Here is a 26,188-nt window from a genome sequence, read left to right on the forward strand (position 1 = left end):
CTCTAAACCGCGCTCGGATAGTTGGGCGCTTCCCGCGTGATCATCACGTCGTGGACGTGGCTTTCACGCAGGCCGGCGCCGGTGATCCGCACGAAGCGAGCCCGCTTCTGGAACTCGGCGATGTCAGGCGCGCCGACATAGCCCATGGCCGCCCGCAGACCGCCCACCAGCTGGTGAAGCACCGGAGCGATGGCGCCCTTGAACGGCGTCTGGCCTTCAATACCTTCGGGAACCAGCTTGAAGCTGTCGGTGACTTCCTTCTGGAAGTAGCGGTCGGCCGAGCCGCGCGCCATGGCCCCCACCGAGCCCATGCCGCGATAGCTCTTGTACGAGCGGCCCTGGTAGAGGAACACCTCGCCGGGAGCCTCCTCGGTGCCGGCGAACATTGACCCCAGCATGGCGGTCGAGGCCCCGGCCGCGATGGCCTTGGCCAGGTCGCCCGAATATTTGATGCCGCCGTCGGCGATGACGGGCGTTCCGCTCTCTCTGGCGGCGCGGACGGCCTCCATGATCGCGGTCAATTGCGGTACGCCCACGCCAGCGACGATGCGAGTGGTGCAGATGCTGCCTGGACCAATGCCGACCTTGACCGCGTCGGCGCCGGCGTCGATCAGGGCGCGCGCAGCGTCGTAGGTGGCGATATTGCCGGCCACGATCTGCACGCGGTTGGCTTCGCGCTTAAGTCGGGAGACCGCCGCCGTCACCTGGCTTGAGTGGCCGTGGGCCGTGTCGATGACGACCACATCGACGCCAGCGTCGACGAGACCCATCGAACGCTCAAAGCCGACGTCGCCGACCGTGGAAGCCGCGCCAACCAGCAGGCGGCCCTTGTCGTCCTTGGCGGCCAGCGGGTGGGCCTGGGCCTTCTCGATATCCTTGACGGTGATCAGGCCGACGGCATGGAAGCCGTCGTCGACGACGATCAGGCGCTCGATCTTGTGCTTGCGCAGCAGCTCGCGCGCCTCGCGCGGATCGACGCCTTCACGCACCGTGATCAGGTTCTCGCGGGTCATGATCGCCGAGGCCGGGACCTTGTCGTCGCCTTCGAAACGCATGTCGCGGTTGGTCAGGATGCCGACCAGCTTGCCCGAGCCACGCTCGACCACCGGGAAACCCGAGATCTTGCGGCGGGCCGTGATCTCGCGGACCTCGGCCAGGGTGGTGTCTGGGTGGATGGTCAGCGGATTGATGACCATGCCGCTTTCATAGCGTTTCACTTCGCGCACGTGGTCGGCCTGTTCATCGACCGTCATGTTGCGGTGCAGGATGCCCATGCCGCCGGCCTGAGCCATGGCGATGGCGAGGCGGCTTTCGGTCACGGTGTCCATCGCGGCGGACACGAGCGGGATGTTCAGACTGATTTCACGCGTGAATTTGGTCTCGGTCGTCACCTGGGTGGGCATGACGTCGGACGGACCGGGTTCGAGCAAAACGTCGTCGAAGGTGAGCCCTTCGCGAATCTCCATTGGAGTCTCCATTTTGCGAGCCGCGTATAGCTACGGGAGGCGGCCGTGTCGACCCGCTTGGCCGTGAAGGACGCGAATTCCGCTCACCCTTCGGGGTGAAAGGCGACGGAAAGTCGCTCCGCGAGCTCCCGCAGCCGCCGATCACCTGTCCATAGCCTCGCGTCAGTCGTCAGCCTTACGGCCGCCAGGAGGTGAGCGTCCACATAGCCTACGCCCTCGCCGTGGAGGCTATGGGCTTCGATGAAACCCAACACCTCTTCGTCTCGCGCTTGGGCGGCCTGCGGCAACTGCGTGAGGGCTTCCAGAACCTCGCGCCGATTCCGCAGGTTGCCGAGCGCCAGCTCACCGACCACGAAGGGATGCGAGATCACCCGTCCGTCTTCAAGCAACCGCGTCAGCATGAGGTTCGATGTTCGGAGATGATCGATCCAGACCGACGTGTCGACGAGGATCACGCCGGTTCGGGCCGCCGACGAGGAACGCTTGCGACATCGGGCTCGCTTCCGCCAAGGCGAGCGAGGCGACGCGCGCTTTCACGTTCCACCAAGGCTTTCAGGGCCTCGCGGACCAGCGCGGTCTTTTCTTCGATGCCTGTGAGCGCGGTCGCTCGCGCCAAGAGATCGTCATCGAGCGCTAGGGTGGTTCGCATCGTCAGTTCCACGTTCGCATGAAATATGACATCAAACGATGCGAAAATCCATGCTTAACGATCAGCGCCCCTTGAACCCCGTCGCGACCAGAAAGACCTCGGAGCTGTCGCTGCGGCTGGCCTTGGGCTTGAAGTGCACGACCTTGGTGAAGTTCTTCTTCAACTGGGCGATCACCGCCGCCGTCTCGCCGCCTTGAAAGGCCTTGGCGACGAAGGCGCCGCCTGGTTTGAGCACCTCGATCGCGAAATCGGCGCCGATCTCGATCAGGCCGACAATGCGCAAGTGATCGGTCTCGCGATGGCCGACGGTATTGGGCGCCATGTCGGACATAACCAAGTCCGGCGCGCCACCCAACAACTCCAGCATCTTGGGCGGACAGGCCGGGTCGGTGAAGTCCATTTCCAGGATATGCGCGGGCGCGACGGGATCGACCGGCAGCAGATCGACGCCGACGATGTCGGTAACCCCGCGCTCCGTGGCCATCTGCAGCCACCCACCCGGCGCGCAGCCCAGGTCGATGACGCGGGCGCCCTTCTTGAAGAAGTGGTGCTTGTCGTCGATCTCGCTGATCTTGAAGGCCGCGCGGCTGCGATACCCTAGGGCCCGGGCCTTGGCCGAGAACGGGTCGTTGATCTGCCGCTCCAGCCAGGCCTGCTGCGAAGGCGTACGACCAAAGGCGGTCTTCAGGCGCGCCGGCTTGGCCCGGCCGCCGTCATTGCCGCCGGCGGGCGGCTTGACCATGCGCTTGCGGGGGGGCTCGTCGTTCATGGGTTCACCGTCTCGGGCCTGGAGCGACCCGCGCCGCCGCGCCGACGCCGGCGCGGCTTCTTCTGCTGGTCGGACATCAGGGACATCAGAAGCCCCTCTCTAAGCCCCCGATCGGCGACACGCACGCGAGAACACGGCCAAAGCTCTTGAACAGCCTGCAAAATCGCCGCGCCAGCCAGGACGAGGTCGGCGCGGTCGGCGCCGATACAGGGCTCCAAGGCGCGTTCCTTGGCTGTCAGAGTCAGCAGCCGATCGGCCGCCGCCTCGCATTCGTGACGGTGCATCCACAGGCCGTCGACCACGTTGCGATCATAACGCGGCAGACCCAAATGCAGGCCCGCCAGGCTGGTGATGGCGCCGGACGTGCCGACCATGTGGGCCCGGCCACTTTCGAACAGGGCGCGCATCGGTTCGGCGTGCGGGAAGGCTTCGATCCTGCCCTTGACCTCATCGACCATGGCCCGGAACCAGCCCTCCTCCACTCGCTCGCCCTCGGGAAAGCGCTCGGCCAGGGTGACCACGCCGATCGGAATCGACAGCCAGGCCTTGATCGGCAGCCTCCAGGCGGCGAATTGCCGAGGCTTGGCGTCGAGCCCGCCTCCTTTGAGATCAACCCAGGACAGCTCGGTCGATCCGCCGCCGACATCGACGACCAACGCCGCCTCGGCCTCGCGGTCGAACAGGCTCATGCAGCCGGCCACCGACAGTTGGGCTTCTTCCTTCGGCGTGATGATCTCCAGGCGCAAGCCGGTCTCCTCGGCCACGCGGCGCACGAAATCGGGACCATTGGTCGCGCCCCGACAGGCCTGTGTCGCGACGGCCTTGATCCGAAGAACCTTGCGACGGCGAATCTTCTCGGCGCAGACCTTCAAGGCCGCCATCGAGCGGTCCATCGCCTCCTCGGACAGGCGGCCGCTCCGTGAAAGCCCCTCACCTAGCCGGACGATCCGGGAATAGGCCTCGACGACGCGAAATCCTCGTGGGGACGGGGTCGCCACCAGCAGGCGGCAATTGTTCGTTCCGAGGTCGAGCGCCGCATAGCACGACTGCTCGCCTGGCGGCCGGCGCCTGCCCGAGCCTTGAGGCTGAGGCGCGCCGGGCGCTACCTGCGCCTCCGACATGGTTGTTCCACCTTGTCTCGCAGACGATTCGAACCGAACCGCCTCACTTCAAGAGCCAGCATAGCAACGGGATTCCCCAGCCGAAAGGCGTCGCCTTGTTATCCGCCAACGGAACTCTACGTTCAGCTTCTGGTCAGAAGACTCGGATTAGGCTGCACGCATGAATTCGAGATTTGCCAAGTTCGCGATCGGCCAAGTGGTCAAACACCGGATCTTCCCGTTTCGGGGCGTGGTGTTCGACGTCGATCCCGTGTTCGCCAACACCGAGGAGTGGTGGAATTCCATTCCCGAGGACATCCGGCCGACCAAGGACCAGCCGTTCTACCATCTGTTGGCTGAAAATGACGACAACACCTATGTCGCCTATGTCTCCGAGCAGAACCTGCTGGCCGACCAGACGGGGGACCCCGTGGGCCACCCCCAGGCTGCGGTGATCTTCGAGAGTTTCGATCGGGGCGCCTACAAGCTTCGCCCCCGAATTTCTCACTAGACGCAACGTCTCTGCCGACGACCGCCGGCTATCGCGCAATTCCGAAGGGAATTTGCCGTTGGGCGGGCGTAATCTCCGCGGATGAGCGCGGATGGTTTTAGCGGCGGCCCGCCCCCAGGGGCGAGGCTTGATTGGACAATCGACCAAGGCTGGGAAAGTTACACCCAGGCCGAGCACGACGTCTGGATCACACTTTACGAACGCCAGACCGCATTGCTGCCAGGGCGGGCCTGCGACGAATTCCTGCGCGGCCTCGACGCCCTTGACCTGCACCGATCCGGCATCCCTGACTTCCATAGGATCAACGAGGAACTGCAACGCCTGACCGGCTGGAGCGTGGTGGCCGTGCCGGGCCTGGTGCCCGATGACGTGTTCTTCGACCACCTGGCCAACCGCCGCTTCCCCGCCGGCCAGTTCATCCGCAAGGCGGACCAACTGGACTATCTGAAGGAGCCGGACATTTTCCACGATGTCTTCGGCCACGTGCCGATGCTGACGGACCCAGTGTTCGCCGACTACATGCAGGCCTATGGCCAAGGCGGCCAGCGGGCGCTCAGTCTGGGACGTTTGGCCAATCTCGCTCGGCTCTACTGGTACACGGTCGAGTTCGGGCTGATCGAAACCGAGGCTGGCCTGCGCATCTACGGGGCAGGAATCGTCTCGTCGCGTACCGAATCGCTGTTCGCCCTGGAAAGCGCCTCGCCCAATCGGCTGGGGTTCGATCTCGAGCGGGTGATGCGCACGCCTTATCGGATCGACGATTTCCAGCAGGTCTATTTCGTCATTCCATCGATCCAGTCCTTGCAGGCGGTCACCCTGCGCGATTTCGCCCCGCTCTATGATCGGCTGGCCGGCGCCGCCGACCTCGGCATCGCCGAGATCATCAGCGCCGACCGGGTGATCACTACCGGCAGCCAGGCCTATGCGAAGGCCGGAGGGCTCTTGGCCTCAGCGGGCGACTGATCGCCCCTGAGGCCAAACAGCAGGCGCACGCCTGGAATCCGCCTCACGATCTCGTAGGTCGCGAAACAGCCCGCGAAAGTGAAGACGATCAGAATCAAGGCCTCAAAAGGCTGGGGCAAACCCAGCTTGGCCAGATGGTGAGCCATCACCACAATCAAGGTCTGGTGCACGAGGTAGAACGGGAAGACGCCCACCGTAAGGTAGCGAAGGATGGGCCCGCCCCGGTTGAGATACTTGGCGCCGAACCCCAGGATCGCGGCGATCGCGCACCACGTGTCGGTCGTGTAGACGAAGCGCATCGCCCAACGCAGACCTTCCGGCGGGATCGGCGTGCCGGCGCGATAGACCCAGGCATAGGTCGCCCATCCGGCATAGGCCGCGACCGCCAGGCCCAAGGCAAGCCAACGCGCGGCGATCAGGCGTTCGCGAAGAACCTCCGACTTGGCCAAGCCAAAGCCGAGCAAGAAAGCCGAGAACGACACGGCGTGCACATAGTGGTCACCGACCAGGGCATGGGTTTCGCCGTAGCGCGGATAGAGCAAGGCGCGAACGAGGCCAAGAAACACGATGGGCCACAGGATCAGGCCAGGGCCGTTCAACACGCGTTCGGCGGCGGCTTGCAGGTGCTCGCCCAACCGGCGCCAGATCAGCAGCAGGCCGGCCAGCACGAGGGTGTAGAACAGCAGATAGGCCACGAACCACATATGGTTCCAGGTCGGGGTGGTCAGGCAGCCGTCCGCCGAACACCAGTGACCAGACCCCGTGACATACTTGATCCAGAAATCTCCGTAGGAGAAGGCCGAGCCAGGCCCCGCCGAGTGGGCCGCCGCGTACTCGACGACCTGGTAGTAGGACTGCGGCGGCACGATCACGAACATGGCAAACAGCAGCGGCGGCAGGAGGCGCGCCATCCGCGCCCCGGTCAATTTACCTACCGTCGTCTTGTCTGCCATGAACCGGGTCGCCGCTCCGGAGACCAGAAACAGCAGAGTCAACCGCCAAGGATTGGTCACGAACATCGCCAATTCCAGGGTCTCAACGGGATGAGGCGACTTCACGTGCCACTCCCAGGGCACGTAGAACATGCCGACGTGATACAGAATCAGCAGGAAGAACGCACTGACCCTAATCCAGTCAAGATCGTATCGGCGGGTCGGGGTTGAGACGGTCGTGGTCATGAGGGCACCCGTTTGAATAAGGATGACAAGGTCGTGGCCCAGCCCCGCGCCACAGGCCAAGACCCACGGGATCAGCGGGGCTTGGCAGGGACGAGCGGAAACCGATTGGCGGCCAGCGGCGCGGTTTTCGGGATGAGCGGCGAGGAGCGGCAAGGCATTTGGCGCGCCTGGCTTCTCGGCGTGGGTCTGATCTCCTGTATCGCCGTCGTCAACGTCCTGACCATCAGGCATGACGCCTCGCGCCTTGGCACGCTGGCGCCCGCGATATGGGAGGGCAGCAGCGCCTTGGTGACGCTGGTGATCTTCGCTATTCCGGCGTTGGTGGCGCTATGGACCACGCGGGCGTCGCCACGCTGGTGGCAGGCCGCGCCCGTTCACGTTTTGGCAGTCGTGATCTATTCGATGCTGCACGTCAGCGGCTTCGTCCTGCTCCGCAAGGCAGCCTATTTCGTGCTGCTGCATCAGCCTTATCAGTTCGGGTCGCTGTCCACCGAATTCCCCTACGAATTCCGCAAGGACATGATGGCCTATGGCCTGGCCTCGATCATCTGTTACCTCTCGTTGCGGCGAAGCGGACGTCAGGCGGGCATATCGGCCCAAGCGCCCTCTGCCCCGGCCACGTTTGACATCCGAGACGGCGCTCGACTCTTGCGCGTCACCGTCGATGAAATCCTGGCCGTGCGTTCGGCGGGCAACTACACCGAGTTCCTGCTCCGCGACGGTCGGCGGCCGTTGATGCGCTCGTCCCTCAACGGCCTCGAAACCCGGCTCAGCGAACACGGCTTCGTTCGTATTCATCGCTCGTGGCTTGTCAATCCGGCGCGGGTGAGCGGACTCCGGCCGGCGGGATCCGGTGACTATGCCGTCGAGCTGGGCGATATCGAGGCCCCGCTTTCGAGGCGATTCCCGACGGCGCTGGCGGCGCTGCGCGGCTAGTCGAGCAGCAGACCCATGACGATGTCGTCGTCCACGCCGCCATCCGGCAGTCGACCGCGGGCGATCATTCGCCCCTCGATCTGAAACCCCAGGCGCTGGTAGAGCCGTTGAGCCCCGAGATTGGCCGCGCCGGTCCACAGCTCGATCCGGCGCACGGGTGGGCTGGCCTGGCGCGCAGCTTCGATCAGGGCGCGAAACAAGGCTGAGCCGACGCCCCTTCCCTGCCAGACTGGATCGACCGCCACTGTGAGATCGGTCAGAACATGGGCGAAGATCCGGACCTTCATTCGCTCGACGTGAAGTTCGCCGCACAGGCCGCCGTCCGCGCCAACCGCCAAGAGGTTGAAGCCCCCGTCATCCGCCGCGGACATGGCGTGGGCGACATAGTCCTCAGTGACCTCCTCCGGCTGCCGCGCTAGGCCGCCAGGCTCCGCCGCGACCCGGCGATGGAGCGCCAGGATGGCCGCCGCGTCTTCCGGCATGGCGGGTCGGACGATGAAGTCGCTCATGCTCAGGCAACTCGCTGAAATGGATAGAAGTCGCCACCGAGCTTGAGGATCGTCGTCAGCTCGTCCAACGCCTCGCGGCCCTCGACGATTAAGGAAGGGTCGATCAGGTCTGCCGGCGCCAGGCGATCGCGATAGCGGCGGGCGGCCCACAGGTTCAGGCGCTCGTGCAGCGCGGCGTCGAACCGTTGACCGGCGTTCGTCGCCGCCAGCTCGACCTCGGTCAACACGACGCGCAACCGCAGGCACGCAGGACCACCGCCGTTGCGCATGCTTTGCCGCACATCGACATATTCCACTCGACCTATGGGACCGTTGGAGCTGGCCAGCGCCTGAGCCGCCGCGTGGGCGCGTGGGTTGTCGCGGGTTTCGCCGGGGGCGAGCAGCACCAAGCGGTCCTCGCCGGGCAGGACCAGGAGCTGGGAGTTGAAGAGATAGCTTTTCACCAGGTCGTCCATCGGCAGGTCGGCTTCGCTGATCTCCACGAAGGTCGGTTCAAACAGCCCCTGGGCGGCGCGGCGCACACCGGCCTCCATCGCCGCGCGATCCTCGAAGGCCCGTTCGTGAAACAGCAGGCACTCCCGAGTGCCCACGCAGACCACGTCGTTGTGAAACGCCCCGCCATTGATCGCCGCCATGCCCTGACGCGCAAAGACACCCCGGGCCGCGCCATGCCGCCGCTCGACCGCCTCGAAGGCCTCGCGGGTCTGGCGGGCCGGATAGCGACCTTCCCAGCGCTCCCAGGCTTCGCGACCCCACACGAACAGGTTGACGCCGGCCTCACCGTGATCGGCGCAAAGCCGCACATGGTTGGCTGCGCCTTCGTCGGCGAAGTGCGGTTGGGCCAGCAGCGGGTCGTGCACGGCGAACCGGGCCTCGTCGGAGAACAGGCGGCGAAGAGACCGCGTGGTCTGCTCGCCCTCGAGACTGCGATGCAGGTTGGTCAGCAGGTTGGCCGGCGTGAAATGCACGCGGCCATCAGCGGTATCGGCACTGGGCGTGACGGTCGCGGCATTGGCCGCCCACATCGGCGATGCCGAGCAGGACGTAGCGGCCAAGGCCGGAGCCTGTTTCCACGCTGTTTCCAACACCTTGGCGTCGGAACCTGAGAAGCCGATCGACCGCAGCAGCGCCAAATCTGGCCGCTCATGCGGCGGCAGCACGAACTGCGGCAGCCCCCAGTCGGCCAGCTGGCGCATCTTGGTCAGCCCCTCCAGCACTGCGGCGCGTGGGTTGGAGGCCTCGCCGGCATTGGCCTGGCTGGCGATATTGCCGGGCGACAACCCGACATAGGAGTGTGTCGGCCCGACGAGCCCGTCGCAATTGGCCTCGACGGCGCGGGAGGTCATTCCCGCAGGCCCTTGATATCGCGAAGGGTATTGGTGACGCTTGGCGCTTCGAAACTGGCCACGGGATAAGCGCAATAGTCTGCCGCGTAATAGGCGCTGGGGCGGTGGTTGCCCGAGCTGCCAAGGCCTCCGAACGGCATGGTCCCGGCCGCGCCCGTGGTCGGCCGGTTCCAGTTGACGACGCCGGCTCGGATACGCTTCAGGAAATGCTCCCAATGCGCTGTTTCACTGGAGATAAGACCCGCCGACAGACCGTATCGGGTGGCATTGGCGGCGGCGATTGCTTCGTCGAGCGAACCGACCCGGCGCACCTGCAGCAGCGGCGCGAAAAGCTCTTCGTCGGGGATTATCTCACCGGTCACGTCGACCAAGCCAGGCGAGACAAAGGCGCCGCTCAGCCCATCGACCGACGTCATGGCGCGCAACGCCTTGCCGGGCATCGCCTTGGATCCGGCTAAAGCCATGGCGGCGGCCCGATCGGAGATCAGCGGTCCCATGAAAGGTTCCTCCCCGCCGTTCCAGGCGCCGATGACCAGGCGCTCGGCCAAGGCAGCCACCGCGTCAATCACCGCCTTCCCGCTCGCGTCGTCGCGAACGATCAGTCTGCGCGCGCAGGAGCATCGCTGGCCAGTGGTGATGAAGGCCGACTGCACGACCAAGGCCGCCACCGCCTGGACGTCGCCGGCGTCCCAGACCACCAGCGGATTGTTGCCGCCCAGTTCCAGCGCCAGGATCACATCGGGCCGATCGGCGAAGTGGCGGCGGAAGAACGCCCCGGCCTGCGCCGAGCCGGTGAACAGCAGGCCGTCGATCTCCTGGTCGATCAGCGCCTGGCCCACCTCCCGGCCGCCCTGGACTAGGTTGACGACACCGTCCGGCACGCCCGCCGCCTCTAGAGCCTCGACCAGCAGTTGGCCGGCCAGCGGCGTTTCTTCCGACGGCTTGAAAACCACAGTGTCGCCGGCCAGCAGCGCTGGGACGATATGACCGTTAGGCAGGTGGCCGGGGAAATTGAATGGTCCCAGCACGGCCATCACACCATGCGGTCGGTGACGCAGCACGGCGCGGCCAAAGGCCATCGCGCTCTCGTGCTCGCCCGTGCGTTCCTCATAGGCCTTGATCGACGCCTCGACCTTGCCGGCCATCGAGCCCAGCTCGGCCTTGGTCTCCCAGAGCGCCTTGCCGGTCTCGCGGCTCAGGGCCTCGGCGAAGTCGCTGGTGCGCGCCACCAGCACGTCCTTGTAGCGGCGCATGACGGCGATCCGCTCGTCACGCGGACGGTCGCCCCAGGCCAGGAACGCCTTGCGCGCCGCCGCGAGCGCCGCGACCACGTCGGCCGTCGAAGCCGTCGCCTGGCGCCAGATCACCGCGCCTGTCGTCGGGTCGATCGAGACCGCCTCGGCGCCGGCGCCCGCGCGCCACACGCCATCGATGAACACGCCGCCGCTCATGCCTTCACCCGCACCATTTCGCCGTCCTGGACTCCCAGGGCCGAAGCCGCGTCGCGGCCGATGATCGCGCTCTCGCCATCGATCAGCACGGGTGTGCGCACCGCCCGAAAACTCGATACCGCCCCAGAGCAGATCAGCGCTTCCTCGCCATAGGCGTCTTCACCCAGCCTGACGCGTAGCCGCCGCCCTTCTCGCACCGTCTTGATGTCGTCGCGCCGGGCCGCCACGGTTGGGCCAGCGTCGAAGATGTCCACGAGACCGGAAAATCGGAAGCCCTCGGTCTCCAGCATGGCGCGGGCCGCCTCGCCCTCGCGATGCACCCGGCCGATGGTCTCCGAAGCGGGTTGTGGCAGCAGCTCGGCGTAGATCGGGTGTCGCGGCGCCAGATCGAGGATGAACTGGCCATCGGTCGACGCGCTCATCATGTCGGCCTCGTCGAACTCGAGCCGGAAGAATTTGCTGGCCACGTGGTCCCAGAACGGACAGCTGCCGTCCTCGTCGAACCAGCCGCGCAGTTCGGCCAGCACCATCTCGGCGAAGCGCTGCGGCTCCAGGCCAATGAGCATGTAGCGCGACTGGGCCAGCAAGCGCCCGGCCCCGCCCTTGCGACGCTCGGGCTTGAGGAACAGCGAGCCGACCTCCGACCAGCCGGCGCACTCGTTGACCAGCACCAGGGCGCGGTGGTCGAAACGCTTGTCGAGCGTGGGAGAAGACTGCGCCAAGGTCACGACGCGGAACGAGAAATGCGGCCGCTTCAAACCCACGCCCGCCTTGACCCCGGCCACGCCGATCACGTCGCCGGCCTCTAGGTCATCGAGCATCAGGGTGTACCAAGCCTCGGGCGCGGCGACCTCGGAGTGGAAGCTGGCCTGGGACAAGGCAAGCCGGGAGCGCAGCGTTTGCTCATCCTCCGGCAGGCTGGTGAAGCCGCGGCCCGACAGGACGGCCAACTCCATCAGGCTGTCGAAATCAGCAGGCACGGCGGGACGGACGACAAGCATTCAAACAGTCTCCGCGAGGTCGGTCATGGCCGCGCGCAAGGCGGGACCGTCGATCTCGCCGCTCGCCAGCTTCATCAGGATCAGGGCCGATAGCTGGGCGCGCTCCACAAAGCTGTCTGGCCAAGCATGTTCGGCCTCGCTGTGGATGTCGCCGCCGCGCACGCCCAGCGTATCGACATTGGGCAGGCCCGAAGCGAACAGATTGTTGCCTTCGCAGACGCCGCCCGACGGCTTCCAGCCGATCTCTTGCCCCAGCAAGGCGCCGACCGCCTTCACCGCGCCGAACAGGCGCTGCTGCGCGGCGTTGAAGGGCTTGGCGCCACGGGTGACGCGGCCATGCAGGTGAGCGTGCAGGCCCTCCCCCGTGGTCGAGGCGACGATCCGATCGACCTCGTCCTGGAACCAGGCCGCGTCCTCGGCGGCCGGGAAGCGGACATTGAAGCGCACCACCGCGACGTCTGGCACCATGTTCAGCGGCGAGCCGCCGTCGATCTTGGCGATGTTGCAGGTGACGCCCTCGCGCTGGCCGTTCAGGGCGTGCAGGGCCTGGGCGATGCGCACCGCCTCCATCACCGCGTTGCGGCCGGCGGCGAAGTCGCGGCCGGCGTGGGCGGCTCGACCGTGGACCACGACGTGAAAGTTGCCCGAGCCCTTGCGAGCGCTGGCCAGCGAGCCGTCGGCCAGCGCCGGCTCGTAGGTCAGGCCGACATGCCCCAGGCGAGCGAATTCCGCCAGGATCGGGGCCGAGGCGACCGAGCCGATCTCCTCATCCGGCGACAGCAGCACGCGGTAGCCGACGCGGCCAGCCAGCGGATGACGCTCGAAAGCCTCCAGCGCCGCCAGCATCACCGAGATTCCGCCCTTCATGTCGGCGATGCCCGGTCCGTGCAGGGCCCCGTCGGCGCGCGTCGTCACGGTCTGGAAGCTGCTGGTTTCGGGATAGACGGTGTCATAGTGGCCGGTCAGCACGACTTGGACCGGCGCCTCGGGCCGCACCACGACCGCGATCGCCGACGGATGGGCGCGCTCGCCGATTTTGCCATTGGCGCCGATCTCCGGCGAAGCGGCCAGCGGTATCTCGGTCGGAGCCGCCGGCAGGCCCGCGAAGGCTTCGAGCAGACTTTGCCGCTGGCGCTCAAGACCTGCCAGATGATGGCTTCCGGAATTTATCGCGCACCAAGCAATCGCTCGCTCAATGATCAGCGCGCCTTGGCCGGCCAGATGATCCAGCACCGCGCGATCTTCGTCATTGAGTCGCATGAAATCTGTGTCTCCCTCAGTTCAACCTAAACCAAGGGCCGCGGACGTTTCGTGCTTCCTTGCCTGGGAAAACCGGGTGTCCGCGCAACAGCCTTGCTCCGGACCCTGATCGGTCGCGCGGGGATCAGCCGGAAGCCAGATCATTGATAGTCTTTTCTCCACCGCACCGAAAGCTGGGCGTCGCCTTGGCCGCCGATTTTGGAGACCAGCGACAGGGTCCGGCGAATACGCCACTCGACCTGAGCGGCGGGACCATCGCGCGCGCCGCCGATGATCTCCACATAGACGTCGTCGGTGACATACTTGCCGCCGGAAACCGTCATACCCGTGGCGCTTTCGGCGAAGGACAGCCGGTCCAGACCGGCCAGGCTGCGCAGGTTGCCGATCACGTCGAAACCCCCGCCGCCGGCCAGGGCCGCGAGGGCCGAGGCCAGTTGCGCGGCCTCGATCGGGGACAGGTTGGCGGCCGACGATCCAAACAGCACCTGCGACAGCACCTCGTCGCTCGGCAGTGCCGGCTTGGAGGTCAGCGTGATCTCGGGCTTGGCGGCCGTGCCCTGAATGCGCACAACGGCCGTCAGGGTCGGGTCTTCGCGGACCGCCGTCAGGTCCAGCCGGATACGGTCGAGCTGGGTGGCCAGGCGCACCACGCCCTCGTCCGCGAATTCGAACCGCTTGCCGGCGAAATCGTACTCGCCGCGCACGATCCGCGCCTCGCCGTCCAGCGTCGGGCTGTTGGTCGAACCGCCGACATGGGCGTCCAGCGACAGTTCGGCGTCGAGCCCCCGGCCACGCACGAAGATCCGGCGCGGAGCCTTCAGGGTAACGTCCAGCGTCATTCCCGAACCCGGCGTGACCTTGCGTGGCTCGACGCCTTGCTGCAGGTCGGCTGGGCGATTGCGTTCAACCACATCCATGGACGCCACGCCGACTGGCGTCTTGGTCTGGGCCGAGACGTCGGCGCGGTCGAGCACCAGGGCGCCGGTCAGCTTGACCTTGCCGTCCGCGCCACGGTTGATCGTCGTCTGGCCGGTGGCCGTGGCGGAGGCCAGGTCGTTGTCGATGACCTTGAAACCCTTGAGGTCCAGGCGGAAGCTGCCCACGCCACCGCGGGCCAGGCTGATGCGCCCGGCGCCCGACAACGTGCCGCCCTGCCCGTCGCCAGCCGTCGCCTTGCTGACGTCGATGGCGTTGTCGGCCAGCGCCACGCTGACATTGACGTCACGAAGGCTGAAGCCCGTCTGGCCGTCATCCACCCGGCCACCCTCAAGGCTGGCGCGACCGGTCAGGCGGGGATCGGCGAGGGTGCCGGCCAGCGAGCCATCGGCGTCAATCTTGCCCGACACGCTGCGCTCGGAACTGCCAAGAAGATCCCACAGGGGTTTGATTTCGCCACGAGCCTGGAAACGACCAAGCACCTGTCGGGTCCGATCGATCGCCAAGTGGAACGGCTTGGCCGAGGCCACGGTGGCCAGGGTCACATCTGCCTGGGCGCTCAGGCCCTGGCTATTGGAACTGGTGGCGTTGATGGTCATCTGGCTGTCGCGCAGCGCCCCACGAATCTGAGCGTTCAGCGATTGTTCAGGCTTTGAGCCGCGCTCCCGGGCTCCCGTCAGCGTGGCGTTGAAATCACCCGTCAGTACGGGACCAGAACCATTGAGCGTGGCGCGGGCATCGATCCTGCCGACCAGGTCTGAGTTCAGGGCGGTCAAACTTACTCCGACCAGTTCCGCGCGCAGCGTGGCGAGGTCGCCGCCGACATCGGCGTCCAGGGCGGCCTGGCCGTCACCGACGGCCAGCCGTAGGCGCGCGCTGGTGCGGGGGCCACCGAAGCGGATTTGCGCCGCTTCGCGCGTCTTGACCGTCGTTCGGCCCATGGCGCCGTTGGCGTCGAGGGCGAGCAGATATTGATCGCCCGCCTCGCTCAGCACGCCCGACCCGGCGAGCGTCCAACGCCCGGATGGCGCTTCGCCGCGCGCGTCCAGCGTCAGCGGTAGGCGGTTCATGGGCCCGAACGCCTTGATCGCCGCGTGACGGACCTTCCAGGCGCCGCCGACCACATCATCGGCGACGAGGTCGATCTGCGCGGCAGGACCGGCCGCGCTATCGACGATCTTGGCCGTGCCCTTCACCGCGCCCTGCGCCAGAAAGGCCCCAGGGCCGACGTTGACGGTAAGGTCCGCGGTCGCGGGGTGGCCGCTGCGTAGCGAGACCGCGCCCTTGGCCGCGGCCCCGCCGGCGTCGACATCGAGGTCGGAGAGCTCAAGTCCGCCCTGCGCGAAGTTGAACGCCGCGTGGCCACGCGCCGGACCATAGGTACTGCCAGCGTTAATCGTCACCACGCCGTCGGCGCCATCGGCCCGCTTGGCGAAAGACAGCACGATGTGGGCGTCCTTCAACGGCAGGCGCGGCACGTCGATCGAGTCGAAATCAGCGATCAGGTCGGCCTTGGGCGCCGTGAGCGTTCCGGTTACCGCGCCCGTGCCCTTGGCCTTGCCGGCGATCTCCACCGGACCAGCGCGGAAGGGTCCTGTCGCCGTCCAATCCAGCTTGAACCCCAGGGCGGGTCCCGGACCAAGCACACCCGAGGTCCGCACCGAGGCGGCGGCGCCGTCGAGCTTGGCGTCGGCCACCGACAGGCGATTGTCCGCCCAAGCCGCGCGGGCTTCCAGACGCGGAGTCTTGCCCAGCAGGCGATCCAGCTCCGAAAGACCCGAGGCGAAATTGGCGCCTCGGGCGTCGGCCGTCAGCATCCACGGCTTGCCGGCCGACTGGCTGGCCGACCACTTGGCGGTGACCTGGCCGGCCATGCCAGGCCGAACCGGCGCCAGGGAGCCAATCTTGGCCTCACCCTTGAACGAAAGGCCGCCCAAAATGCCTCGCTCGCCCTGGGCCAGGACCACGAGGTTGGGCGCATTCACCTTGGCCGAACGGATCAGGAAGCGGCCGTCCTTGAGCTGCGCCCCCTCGAACTGAACCGACGGCGTGCGCCCCAGCACGGCCAGCAGGCCCTCGCCCGCCCCGCCCTCGGTGGTGGCGTCGGCCTTGATCACCAATTCGCCGCGCCTCCAGGCGACGCTGGCCGGCCCCCTGGCGCGAGCCAGCCGATAGCCCAGCCAGGAGAGGTCGCGAACATCGACACGGCCGTCGATCGAGAAACCCTGCGCGTCGAGGCGAAACACGCCGTCGGCCACGCCGGCGCCCAGCTCGGGCATCGGCGTGATCTTCGACAGGTCCTTCACCCTGGCGTTGAACGCCAGGCCAGCGGATCCAGTGACGCGCTTGGCCAAGTCGGCCAGGCCATGTGCGGTAAGGTTCAGGTTCGGGCTGTCGATCTTGACGTCGAGATCGTTCAACGCGCCAGCCTTGCGCCCAACGATCGAGAAGGCGGCGTCCGCGCCGAACATCTTTTCCTCGCGATCGGTCAAGGTGGAGGCGGCCAGATCGATATGCCCGGCGGCCGAACCGCCCTGGGCGTTCCAGGCGCCGCCCGCCTTCAGCGGCGTGGCCGCGCCCGAGCGCGCCAGAACGGTGAAGGCGCCTTGGCTGGTGGTGCCGGTGGCCTTGGCGTCGAGGTCGAAAGGCCGGTCGGGCGACAGACCCAGCGCCCCGGCCAGGGCGCCGCCGTTGGCCTCCTGAGCCTGGGCGTCAAGCAGCAAGGTCTTGTCTCGGCCCAGGTCGAAGACCAGTTTCAGATGGTCACCGGCGTGCATGCGGCTAAGCACAGCCAGATTGCCCTTCTGCCCGCCGAAGCGCTCCGATTCATAGTCGCCGCTCATGTCGAAATCGCCGGCCTGACGGCTGAATTCCGGTCGCGTAACCAGGCGCAGGGCCAGATGGTCGATAGCGATCGACACGGGCGCGGCGCTCGACTTTCCCTTGGGCGTGAGAGTCGGACGGCGCAGCACGGTGACCTGGCGCGCCCGGATGTCGTTGGCGTGGAACCGTCGCCCAAACAGTTCAGTGGCCTTCCAGTCGACGCGTAGGTCGGCGGCTTCGAGCCAGACGCCCTTTTCGTCGCTGATCGTCAGGCGGCGCACGCCGAACTCGCGCCAGATATCGCCGCTCAGGCCCTCGATCTTGAGGCGGCCGATGCGGCCCAGCTTCAGGCCGCTGGTCCGCGCTTCCAGGAAGGCGCGCCCCTGCGGCGTGATCGCGCCGAAGCGGACGCCGCCTAGCAGCAGCGCGACGATCAGCACCAGGCTGACGGAGACGATCATCAGCAGGCCCGGCCAGCCAATCTTGCGCGCGACCTTGACCACCGCCTCTACGGCGGCTTCGGGCACGGTCTCTGGCTCTGTTTGGGGCGGCGGCGATGCGTCGGTCAAAAGCTTTGCCCGATGCTGATGTAGAGTTGGAACGCCGGGTCGCCCTCACGCTTGCTGAGCGGCATGGCGATGTCGGCGCGGATCGGGCCGAAACCGAGATCATAACGGACGCCAAGGCCGACACCGACCCCGAAGTCGTCGCCGCTCGGCCACTTGTCTACGCCGACGCCGCCGGCGTCGATGAAGGCCACCCCGCCCCAGTGCTCGGTGAAACGGTGGCGGACCTCGAGCGAGGTCTCCAGCAGCGAAAGCCCGCCTTGCGGCGTGGTGGTGTTGTCGATGCGCGGGCCGATGGCCTGGTAGGAATAGCCCCGCACCGAGCCGCCGCCGCCCGCATAGAAGCGCCGGGACGCCGGCGTTTCCGGCATGGCGCCGCCCAAGATCTGGCCGGCCTTGAACCGGCCGGCGATCACCGTCTTGGCGCCCTTGCCAAAGGGCAGATAGGCCGAGGTCTGGGCCTGCACCTTCAGGAAGGCCATCGTCGTGTCGCCGGTAATGGCGGTGGGCTCGCCCTGGACCTCCAGTCGCCAGCCCTTGGTCGGGTCCAGCACGCTGTCGGACTTATCCCAGGCGTAGGCGGCCGTCGTGGTCAGGGTCGCGAAGTTCTGGCGCGTGCTGGTGGTCAAGCCGTTTTCGGTCGTCAGCGAGTCGATCTGCGACAAGTCCAAGGCCACGCCATAGGTGCGATAGACGGTGGGGCGCAGGCGACGGGTCAGGTCGGCGCCGATATGGGCTCCAGTTTCCAGATAGGCGTCGGTGTCGTCACGAAAAATCGAGGTGTCGAGCTTGAGGGTTTGCTGGCTGCGCCGCCAATGCGGCAAGGCCAGTTCGGCTTCAAGTCGGCTGTCGAGCTTGGCCAGGCGGGCCGTCAGGGTGGTGGTGTCGGCGCGGCGGAACCGGTTGTAGCGGATCCACTTGGCGTCGACGCCGGGGCCGTCGGTAGACGAGTATCCCGCGCCCAGTTCGATCATCTTGGACTTCCGATCCGACAGCGTCACCATCACCGGGCGCAGGCCATCAGGGCGCAGCTTTTCCTTGGGGGCCAACGAGACGGAAACGGTGTCGTAGACGCCTGTGTCCCGCAGCCGGCGCTCCAATTCGGCGATGTCGTCGGGCTGGTAAACATCGCCCATCGTCCAGGGCGCCAAGTGCTGGACCCAGGCGGGGTTGGATCGCCCGTGGGTGACTACCTCCACGCCGTCAACCTTGACCAGGTCGCCGGCGGCGACTTGAAAGGTCGGGCGGACGGTGTGGTCGGCGTGGTCGACGATCACTTCGCGCGGCTCGGCGGCGGCGTCGGCATAGCCCAACTGCTGCACCTGCGCGACGACGCGCCCCTCGGCCGCCAGCACATCAGCGGCCCGCCCGGGTTCCCCCGGCGTCAAGCGGATGACGCTCTCGGCGCGCTTGACGACGCCCTCGTCCGGCGGCGCGCCGATCCAGGCCAGCTTCGGATCAGCGATCACGAACACCGGGCCTGGTATAATCTTCAGAACGGCGCGAGGCGGGTCGGCTTCGCTGACATCGGGCTCGACGACATAGCCGTAATACCCTTCAGCCCTGAGCACGGCGACGACGACGTCGCCAGCGTCTCGCGCCCGGCGCCGGGCTTCAGAGCGGCTTCGCGGCGGATTCTTCGCTTCCGACATGGCGCGCTGAATCGCCTCGCGGAGCGCACGATCCTCGACGCCTGTAATGGTCGCCGTGGGTTCGTTCGCACTGGCGTGGCCCGCGACCAACAGGGTCGCGACGGTTACGCCAAGGGCAAATCTCTTACGCACCAAGCCTTCAGGTCCCCGCGCGGAACGCCCCCGAACCCCTGTTAGTCGTCCCCCTGCCGCGTGTCACGCCACGAATGCAACGGAACAGCTTAGCCAAGCGCTTCTCTCGCCTGGCCAAAGGCGCCCAAATACTGGGCAGTCATGCACATCGAGATGACTCGGCGAGAAAAGCGCCGCTCGCGGCTGGGCGACGTTCTAGGTTGAGGCGAACATGCTGGCCCAATTCGGCGTGCAGGGCGGATAGAGTGGACACAGGCGTGGCGGCGAAAATTCAGGACATCGACAACTCCCCCAGCCTGCCCATGACGGGGGCGGCCTATCTGCCGGGTGTCCCCTATGACGAGATGATCGCCCAGGGCGGCGAAGTCCGGGGCCATTACGCGGCCTTGCAAACCCGCATCTCAACCCTCGGCGCCGGCGAGCTGGCCGATCGCCAACGCATGCTGGAGCGGTCCTTCCTGCTTCAAGGGATCACGTTCACGGTCTATGGCGCCGACAGCGCGACCGAGCGGATCATCCCTACCGACCTTTTCCCTCGCATCCTGCCTGCCCAGGAGTGGGCCAAGATCGAGGCCGGCCTGATCCAGCGCCTGCAAGCGCTGAACATGTTCCTGGCCGACATCTACGGCGACCAGCAGATCCTGATGGATGGCGTCGTGCCGCGCGAACTGGTGCTGGGCGCCCCTTCGTACCGCCGCGAGATGCAGAACGTCTATGTGCCGCACAAGTCCTACGCCAATGTCTGTGGCAGCGACCTGATCCGGGGCCAGGACGGCGAATTCGCCGTGCTGGAGGACAATCTGCGGGTGCCGTCTGGCGTGTCCTACATGCTGGCCAACCGCGACGCCTCCAAGCGAACCTTTCCCGGCGCCTATCGTGAGGCCGGCGTGCGGCCGGTCGAGCGCTATCCCGACCTGCTGCTGGCCACGCTGAAAAGCATGAGCGCCGATTGGCGGTCCAATCCGCAGGTCGTGGTGCTAACCCCCGGCGTCTACAACTCAGCCTATTACGAGCACGCCTATCTGGCGCGCTTGATGGGCGTGCCGCTGGTCGAGGGACGCGACCTCGTGGTCCATGACAACATGGTCTACATGCGCACAACCACGGGCCTGCGCCGGGTGGACGTGATCTATCGCCGGGTCGACGACGACTTCATCGATCCCCTCGCCTTCCGCCGCGATTCGTCGCTGGGGGCCGCAGGCCTGTTCAACGCCTATCGGGCCGGCAATGTGGTGATATGCAACGCGCCCGGCACCGGGGTGGCCGACGACAAGGCCGTCTACGCCTATGTGCCGGAGATCATCAAATACTACCTCGGCGAGGACGCCATCCTGCCCAATATCGAGACCTTCCTCTGCCGCGAGCCGGCCCAGCTGAGCCACGTGCTGGCCAATCTGGACAAGCTGGTGGTCAAGGCTGTGGGGGCGTCCGGCGGCTATGGCATGCTGATCGGGCCCCACGCCTCGGCCCAGGAGCGCTCGGACTTCGCCGACGCCCTGGCCGCAGACCCGGCCAACTACATTGCCCAGCCGACCATCCAGCTGTCGACCGCCCCCTGCCTGGTCGACGGCCGCATTGAGCCGCGCCACGTCGACCTGCGGCCCTTCATCCTGTCGGGCGAGAAGACCGTGGTGACGCCCGGCGCCCTGACACGGGTGGCCCTGAAGCGCGGCTCGCTAGTGGTCAATTCCAGCCAGGGCGGCGGCTCCAAGGACACCTGGGTGCTGTCGGAAGAGACGCCGTCGAACGGCGCGGGAGGCCTGGCATGATGTTGGTTTTTTTGAGTGAAGGGTCGCTCGTATGATGCTCGCTCGGGTGGCCGACAGCCTCTACTGGCTGGGCCGTTACATGGAACGGGCCGAGCACCTGTCGCGGCTGTCGAGCGTGATGCTCAACGCCACGCTCGACCAAACCGACGCCGGCGCCCAGGCCGTGTGGATCGCCCTATCGGCCGTGGGCAAGGCCGAGAGCGGCGCCTTGGCCCCATTCGAGGCGGCTCGGTCGCTGGTGCTTGACCGGGCCGACACCAATTCGGTGGTCTCGTCGCTGGCGAGGGCTCGCGAAAATGCCCGGCAGGTCCGCGACCAGATCACCACCGAGACCTGGGAGCGGCTGAACCTGCTCTATCTGCGGGTCACCGACGAGAACGCCGGTCGCGAATTCGCCGACGGCTCGGCCAACTTCCTGCACGACGTGATTTCCGACGTTCACCTATTCAAGGGCGCGGCCGACACCACGATGAGCCATGGCGAGAGCTGGCGGTTCATGATGGTCGGGATGTATCTGGAGCGCGCCCAGTTGGTCTCGAGCCTGCTGGAAGTCTGCTTCGCCGAGGGACCGGGCCGGGTGATCAACGACCACATCGCCTTGGTCAGCCTGCTACGGATGGCCTGTGCCCTGGAGCCCTATCTGCGGGTCTATACCGCCGAGATCGAGCCGCGCCACATCCTCGAATTCCTGGTCTTCGACGAGGACTTCCCGCGCTCGATCCGTTTCGTCACCTCACGCATCGAGGAGCACCTGGCGATCCTGGCACGTCATACCGAGGCCAATGGCCGCACCGGTCCCGAGCGCCTGGCTGGCCGCCTCAAGGCCCGCCTCCAATTTGCGGACCTGGACGAGCTTCAGGCCCAGGGCGCCAGCGCCCTGCTGACCACCGTGGTCAACGAATGTTCGCGCATCCACGAAGCGATTTATGAGACCTTCGTGGCCTATCCCCTCGAAATGCGCCTGCCTGCTTAAGTCTGGGCCCGCTTAGAAAGACTCCGCCGTGCTGCTCGAGATCCGTCACATCACGCAATATCACTATGAGCGGTCGGTCCGCGAAAGCCTGATGGAGCTGTGGATGCAGCCCCAGAAGAGCGCGCGCCAGCGGCTGGTCAGCTTCGAGCTGGAGATCGAGCCGGCCGCCCAGGTGTTCTCCTACGCCGACAGCTTCGGCAACGCCGTTTATCACTTCGACGTGCCCCAGCCGCATGACGGGCTGACCATCATCGCCCGCTCTGCCGTTGAGACCGAGCCCGTGCTGGAATGGCCCATGCCGCTCGACATGGGTGAGTGGGAGCGGCTGAAGAGCAGCTTCGTGCGGGGCGAATGTTTTGACTACCTCCAGCCCCACGGCTTCGTGCAGGTCACCCCGGCGCTACAGGCCTTCATGGATGCGCACGATATCGAAGAACTGCGCCGCCGCGATCCGTTCTCGGCCGTCCAGGCGCTGTGCGACACGATCTACAAGGCGTTCGAGTATGATCCCGGGGTCACTGACGCCGACAGCCCGATCGATCTGGCGTTGGAGGCCAAGCGCGGGGTCTGCCAGGATTTCGCCCACATCATGCTGGCCATCTGTCGCTCATGGGGCATGCCGGCTCGCTACGTCTCGGGCTATCTGTTCACCGACCGCGAGGCCGGCGACCGCTCCGATCCGGACGCCACCCACGCCTGGGTCGAGGTGTTCCTGCCCAGCTACCGCTGGATCGGTTTTGATCCGACTAATAATGTCATGACCGGCGAGCGTCACGTGGCCGTAGCGGTCGGCCGCGACTATGGCGACGTCACCCCGTCACGGGGGGTCTATAAGGGCGACAGCGAGAGCCATCTGGCCGTCGGGGTCTCGGTGCGCCGCGCCCGCGCCGCCGTGGCGGAACCGGAATTCCTGCGCTTGCCTCGGCCCTCCACGCCCTTCGGCGCCAGTCGCCGCCGCGCCAGCGCCGACGCCATCCGCGAGCACCAACAGCGTCAGCAGCAGCAGCAATAATAAATCCGCTCATCCCGGCGAATGCCGGGACCCAGATCCTGTCGCGGTGTGGTTGATTGGACGGTCTCAGAGCTTGTGGCGTCAGCCTCTAAGCCATGCCATCTGGGTCGCGGCGTTCGCCGGGATGAGCGGAATACTAAACCCCGAACACGTGCGTCCGGCGGGCTGACAGCCTTATCTCGCCGGTGAACTGGACGGCCTCGTCGCGGGCCACAGAGATGTCGATGCGGCGGCCGTCAGGCAGCGAGGCGTCGATATTGGCGAGTGGCCCCTGGATGACAACCCGCTCGACACTGGCGGGGAAACCGGCCGCGTCCAGCACCAGGTCGTGAGGTCTCACGAAGGCCACGGCCTCGCCGTCTGGGGCGTTCGGGGCCGCCAGCACGACCGGACCGGCGGTGAAGCGCTGGCCGCTCACCACGCCCTCGAAACGGTTGGCCTCGCCGACGAAGCCGCAGACGAAGGGCGTGGCCGGATGGTCGTGAACCTCGTCCGGCGTGCCGATCTGCTCGATGCGGCCGGCATTGAGGATCGCCACCCGGTCGGCCAGCTCCAGGGCCTCTTCCTGGTCGTGGGTGACGAAGATGGTTGTGACGCCCGTGGCGTCGTGCACCCGGCGCAGTTCCTTGCGCAGCGACTTGCGCACCGTGGCGTCCAGGGCGCCGAACGGCTCGTCCAGCAGCAGCACGCTGGGCTGCACGGCCAGGGCGCGCGACAGGGCCACCCGCTGGCGCTGGCCGCCCGACAGCTGCGAGGGATAGCGCTTGCCCAGGCCGTCCAGCTCGACCAGCTTCAGCAGTTCGTCGACCCGGCGCGCGATCTCTGCCTTGTTCGGCTTGTCCTTGCCCTTGCGGACGTCGAGGCCGAAGGCGATGTTCTTGGCCACGGTCATGTGCTTGAACAGCGCATATTGCTGGAAAACAAAGCCCACCCGGCGCGCGGCGGCCGAGGCGAAGGTCACGTCCTCGTTCTCGAACAGCACCTGGCCTTCGTCGGGAAATTCCAGGCCGGCGATGGTGCGCAGCAGCGTCGTCTTGCCCGAGCCCGAAGGGCCCAGCAGCGCCACGAGCTCGCCGTCAGCGATCTCGAGGTCGACCTGGTTCAGGGCCGGATAGCGCCCGAACTTCTTCTCGACGGAACGGATGGAGATGGTCATGGGATCAGTGCGTTCCGGTCATTCAAAGCGTTTTCAAGCGAAGTGGGGCGCGGTTCGCGTGAAGAAAACGCGACAAAACAAAAGAAGCTAGAGGGTGGTCGCATGCGATCGCCCTCTAGTGTCCGCCGCCGCGCTTGACGTCGGGTTGGGCGATCTCAAGCACGCCCTTCAGCACCAGGGTCAGGATCGCCAGCAGGCAAAGCAGGGCGGCGACCGCGAAGGCGGCGACGAAGTCGTACTCGTTGTACAAAATTTCCACGTGCAGCGGCATGGTGTTGGTCAAGCCGCGGATGTGGCCGCTGACCACCGACACGGCGCCAAACTCGCCCATGGCCCGGGCGTTGCATAGCAGCACGCCGTACAGCAAGCCCCAGCGCACATTGGGCGCGGTTACCCGCCAGAACGTGTAGAGGCCCGACGCGCCCATCGAGACGGCCGCCTCCTCCTCCGAAACCCCCTGCTCCTGCATCAGCGGAATTAGCTCGCGGGCGATGAACGGGAAGGTCACGAAGATCGTGGCCAGGATGATGCCGGGCGTGGCGAAGATGATCTTGATGTCGTGGTCGATCAGCCGCTCGCCGAACCAGCCCTGCAGGCCGAAGACCATTACGTACATCAGGCCCGCGACCACTGGCGACACCGAGAACGGCAGGTCGATCAGGGTGATCAGCAGCGCCTTGCCGGGGAAATGGTGCTTGGCGATCGCCCAGGACGCGCAGAGGCCGAACACCGCGTTGAACGGCACGGCGATGGCCGCGGTGATCAGGCTCAGCTTGATGGCCGCCAGAGCGTCGGGCGTGGCGATGGCGTCCAGGGCTGGTTGCAGCCCCTTGCGCAGCGCCTCGGCGAACACCGCCACCAGCGGCAGGATCAGGACGAGACCCAGGAAGACCAGCATCAGGCCGATGATCAGGACCTTGGCCCAGACGGGATCTTCGGTCGGGTGGCGCGCTCTTGTCGCAGCCATCAGCTGAACCTCCGCGACCAGGCTTGGACGGCGTTGATGATCAGCAGCATCAGGAACGACACGCCCAGCATCACCAGGGCGATGGCGGCGGCGTTGGCATATTCGAACTGCTCCAGCTGGATGATGATCAGCAGCGGCGCGATCTCGGACTTGTAGGGCATGTTGCCGGCGATGAAGATCACCGAGCCGTATTCGCCGACGCCCCGCGCGAAGGCCAGGGCAAAGCCGGTCAACCAGGCGGGACCCAGGGCCGGCAGGATTACCCGCAGGATGGTGTCGATGCGCCCCGCGCCCAGGCTGGCCGCGGCTTCTTCGACATCCGCCGACAGGTCGCGCATCACCGGCTCCAGGGTGCGGACCACGAAGGGCAAGCCGATGAAGGTCAGGGCGATGGTCACGCCGACCGGGTTGTAGGCGGCCTTGATCCCCAGCGGCGTCAGGTACTGCCCGACCCAGCCATTGGGCGAATAGAGCGTCGCCAGGGCGATGCCCGCCACGGCGGTGGGCAAGGCGAAGGGCAGGTCAACCAGGGCGTTGACCACCGACTTGCCCGGAAAATCGTAGCGCACCAGGGCCCAGGTGGTCAGCACGCCGAACACGCCATTGATCACGGCGGCCACGAAGGCAGCGCCGAAGCTCAGGCGATAGGCGGCGATGGCCCGTTCGGAGAAGGCGGCGGCGACAAACTGCGCTGGCGAAAGGCTGGAGGCCTTGATGGCGATCGCCGACAGCGGGATCAGCACGATCAGCGACAGGATGGTCAGGGTGACGCCCAGCGTCAGGCCAAAACCTGGCAGGGCCGAGCGACGGCGAAACAGCGGACGACGCGCGGCCGGCGGGCGGGACATGGAAATCGTCTCGGCGGTCATCGGGTGATCGTCGTCCAGTATCCGGCGGCGGGCTCCAAACGGAGCCATGAGAGACAGAACGCGCCAGACCGCGAACGGCGCCGGAACGTTGTGAAGCTGAGGCTCGGCTTAAATCCCCAGTGGCCCGATAGGGTCAACAGAGTTAGCCAAACGCGGTTTGCAGAAAAACTGTCTCCAAGTCCTCCCGCACGGGG

The 26,188-nt window shown here is 66.5% G+C and carries 22 protein-coding genes; 6 read left to right on the plus strand and 16 right to left on the minus strand.

The genetic code is table 11. The features are described from left to right. Positions 1 to 2 precede the first annotated feature (2 nt). The 5 genes from guaB to ACP694_RS18995 all read right to left on the minus strand — a co-directional run bounded on the left by guaB (position 3) and on the right by ACP694_RS18995 (position 4,005). The gene (guaB, locus tag ACP694_RS18975; RefSeq protein ID WP_426015065.1) at positions 3 to 1,466 is read right to left on the minus strand and encodes an IMP dehydrogenase; all 1,464 of its coding nucleotides are present in this window, start codon (positions 1,464 to 1,466) and stop codon (positions 3 to 5) included. Positions 1,467 to 1,549: 83 nt separating this feature from the next. Next, complete coding sequence (locus ACP694_RS18980) at positions 1,550 to 1,921, minus strand: type II toxin-antitoxin system VapC family toxin (RefSeq protein ID WP_426015067.1); 372 nt, start codon at positions 1,919 to 1,921, stop codon at positions 1,550 to 1,552. Next, on the minus strand, positions 1,918 to 2,115 hold the full coding sequence (locus tag ACP694_RS18985) for a type II toxin-antitoxin system VapB family antitoxin (protein WP_426015105.1): 198 nt from the start codon (positions 2,113 to 2,115) through the stop codon (positions 1,918 to 1,920). The genes ACP694_RS18980 and ACP694_RS18985 overlap by 4 nt, the downstream gene beginning before the upstream one ends. A gap of 61 nt (positions 2,116 to 2,176) precedes the next feature. After that, the gene (locus tag ACP694_RS18990; RefSeq protein WP_426015069.1) at positions 2,177 to 2,884 is read right to left on the minus strand and encodes an RlmE family RNA methyltransferase; all 708 of its coding nucleotides are present in this window, start codon (positions 2,882 to 2,884) and stop codon (positions 2,177 to 2,179) included. Continuing rightward, complete coding sequence (locus ACP694_RS18995) at positions 2,881 to 4,005, minus strand: Ppx/GppA phosphatase family protein (RefSeq protein WP_426015071.1); 1,125 nt, start codon at positions 4,003 to 4,005, stop codon at positions 2,881 to 2,883. The genes ACP694_RS18990 and ACP694_RS18995 overlap by 4 nt, the downstream gene beginning before the upstream one ends. A gap of 160 nt (positions 4,006 to 4,165) precedes the next feature. On the opposite strand from ACP694_RS18995, the gene hspQ reads away from it, so the two are divergent. Both hspQ and phhA read left to right on the plus strand, forming a co-directional pair. Then, on the plus strand, positions 4,166 to 4,495 hold the full coding sequence (gene hspQ / locus ACP694_RS19000; protein ID WP_426015073.1) for a heat shock protein HspQ: 330 nt from the start codon (positions 4,166 to 4,168) through the stop codon (positions 4,493 to 4,495). Between the two features lie 81 nt (positions 4,496 to 4,576). Further along, positions 4,577 to 5,458: a phenylalanine 4-monooxygenase gene (phhA, locus tag ACP694_RS19005; RefSeq protein WP_426015076.1), complete on the plus strand. Its 882-nt coding sequence runs from the start codon at positions 4,577 to 4,579 to the stop codon at positions 5,456 to 5,458. On the opposite strand, the gene ACP694_RS19010 is transcribed toward phhA, so the two are convergent. Continuing rightward, positions 5,416 to 6,636: an acyltransferase family protein gene (locus ACP694_RS19010; RefSeq protein ID WP_426015078.1), complete on the minus strand. Its 1,221-nt coding sequence runs from the start codon at positions 6,634 to 6,636 to the stop codon at positions 5,416 to 5,418. The two genes, phhA and ACP694_RS19010, sit on opposite strands and share 43 nt — an antisense overlap. A 105-nt stretch (positions 6,637 to 6,741) precedes the next feature. On the opposite strand from ACP694_RS19010, the gene ACP694_RS19015 reads away from it, so the two are divergent. Beyond that, positions 6,742 to 7,572, plus strand: coding sequence for a LytTR family DNA-binding domain-containing protein (locus ACP694_RS19015; protein ID WP_426015080.1), 831 nt, complete (start codon positions 6,742 to 6,744; stop codon positions 7,570 to 7,572). Here ACP694_RS19015 and ACP694_RS19020 read toward each other — a convergent pair. The 7 genes from ACP694_RS19020 to ACP694_RS19050 all read right to left on the minus strand — a co-directional run bounded on the left by ACP694_RS19020 (position 7,569) and on the right by ACP694_RS19050 (position 19,251). Beyond that, positions 7,569 to 8,081 (minus strand): GNAT family N-acetyltransferase, encoded by a 513-nt coding sequence (locus ACP694_RS19020; protein WP_426015082.1) that lies wholly within the window; start codon positions 8,079 to 8,081, stop codon positions 7,569 to 7,571. The two genes, ACP694_RS19015 and ACP694_RS19020, sit on opposite strands and share 4 nt — an antisense overlap. Before the next feature lie 2 nt (positions 8,082 to 8,083). After that, positions 8,084 to 9,427, minus strand: a complete 1,344-nt coding sequence (locus ACP694_RS19025) for an N-succinylarginine dihydrolase (protein WP_426015084.1) — start codon at positions 9,425 to 9,427, stop codon at positions 8,084 to 8,086. Then, positions 9,424 to 10,878, minus strand: a complete 1,455-nt coding sequence (gene astD / locus ACP694_RS19030; RefSeq protein ID WP_426015086.1) for a succinylglutamate-semialdehyde dehydrogenase — start codon at positions 10,876 to 10,878, stop codon at positions 9,424 to 9,426. The genes ACP694_RS19025 and astD overlap by 4 nt, the downstream gene beginning before the upstream one ends. After that, positions 10,875 to 11,879, minus strand: a complete 1,005-nt coding sequence (locus ACP694_RS19035; RefSeq protein WP_426015088.1) for an arginine N-succinyltransferase — start codon at positions 11,877 to 11,879, stop codon at positions 10,875 to 10,877. The genes astD and ACP694_RS19035 overlap by 4 nt, the downstream gene beginning before the upstream one ends. After that, positions 11,880 to 13,139 carry a hydrolase gene (locus ACP694_RS19040; RefSeq protein ID WP_426015090.1) on the minus strand — a complete coding sequence of 420 codons (1,260 nt, stop codon included), beginning with the start codon at positions 13,137 to 13,139 and terminating at the stop codon, positions 11,880 to 11,882. Positions 13,140 to 13,279: 140 nt separating this feature from the next. Next, on the minus strand, positions 13,280 to 17,425 hold the full coding sequence (locus ACP694_RS19045) for a translocation/assembly module TamB domain-containing protein (RefSeq protein WP_426015092.1): 4,146 nt from the start codon (positions 17,423 to 17,425) through the stop codon (positions 13,280 to 13,282). A 38-nt stretch (positions 17,426 to 17,463) separates the two neighbouring features. Beyond that, the gene (locus tag ACP694_RS19050; RefSeq protein ID WP_426015095.1) at positions 17,464 to 19,251 is read right to left on the minus strand and encodes an autotransporter assembly complex protein TamA; all 1,788 of its coding nucleotides are present in this window, start codon (positions 19,249 to 19,251) and stop codon (positions 17,464 to 17,466) included. Positions 19,252 to 19,550: 299 nt separating this feature from the next. Between ACP694_RS19050 and ACP694_RS19055 the strand changes: the two genes are divergently transcribed. Genes ACP694_RS19055 through ACP694_RS19065 form a run of 3 tightly spaced genes read left to right on the plus strand, consistent with a single transcriptional unit; the run spans position 19,551 to position 23,002 of the window. Further along, positions 19,551 to 21,017: a circularly permuted type 2 ATP-grasp protein gene (locus ACP694_RS19055; RefSeq protein ID WP_426015107.1), complete on the plus strand. Its 1,467-nt coding sequence runs from the start codon at positions 19,551 to 19,553 to the stop codon at positions 21,015 to 21,017. A 31-nt stretch (positions 21,018 to 21,048) separates the two neighbouring features. Further along, entirely contained in the window at positions 21,049 to 21,990 is a 942-nt protein-coding gene (locus tag ACP694_RS19060; RefSeq protein ID WP_426015097.1) for an alpha-E domain-containing protein, read from the plus strand. 28 nt (positions 21,991 to 22,018) lie between these two features. After that, positions 22,019 to 23,002, plus strand: coding sequence for a transglutaminase family protein (locus ACP694_RS19065; protein WP_426015099.1), 984 nt, complete (start codon positions 22,019 to 22,021; stop codon positions 23,000 to 23,002). 136 nt (positions 23,003 to 23,138) lie between these two features. On the opposite strand, the gene ACP694_RS19070 is transcribed toward ACP694_RS19065, so the two are convergent. The 3 genes from ACP694_RS19070 to cysT form a co-directional block, all read right to left on the minus strand. Next, positions 23,139 to 24,158 (minus strand): sulfate/molybdate ABC transporter ATP-binding protein, encoded by a 1,020-nt coding sequence (locus tag ACP694_RS19070; protein WP_426015101.1) that lies wholly within the window; start codon positions 24,156 to 24,158, stop codon positions 23,139 to 23,141. A gap of 115 nt (positions 24,159 to 24,273) precedes the next feature. Beyond that, entirely contained in the window at positions 24,274 to 25,125 is an 852-nt protein-coding gene (gene cysW / locus ACP694_RS19075) for a sulfate ABC transporter permease subunit CysW (RefSeq protein ID WP_426015102.1), read from the minus strand. Then, entirely contained in the window at positions 25,125 to 25,994 is an 870-nt protein-coding gene (gene cysT, locus ACP694_RS19080; RefSeq protein WP_426015109.1) for a sulfate ABC transporter permease subunit CysT, read from the minus strand. Before cysT ends, cysW begins: the two co-directional genes overlap by 1 nt. Positions 25,995 to 26,188: the final 194 nt, after the last annotated feature.

Source organism: Caulobacter sp. DWR2-3-1b2 (assembly GCF_049896345.1).
In the GTDB taxonomy this organism is placed as follows: Bacteria; Pseudomonadota; Alphaproteobacteria; order Caulobacterales; family Caulobacteraceae; genus Caulobacter.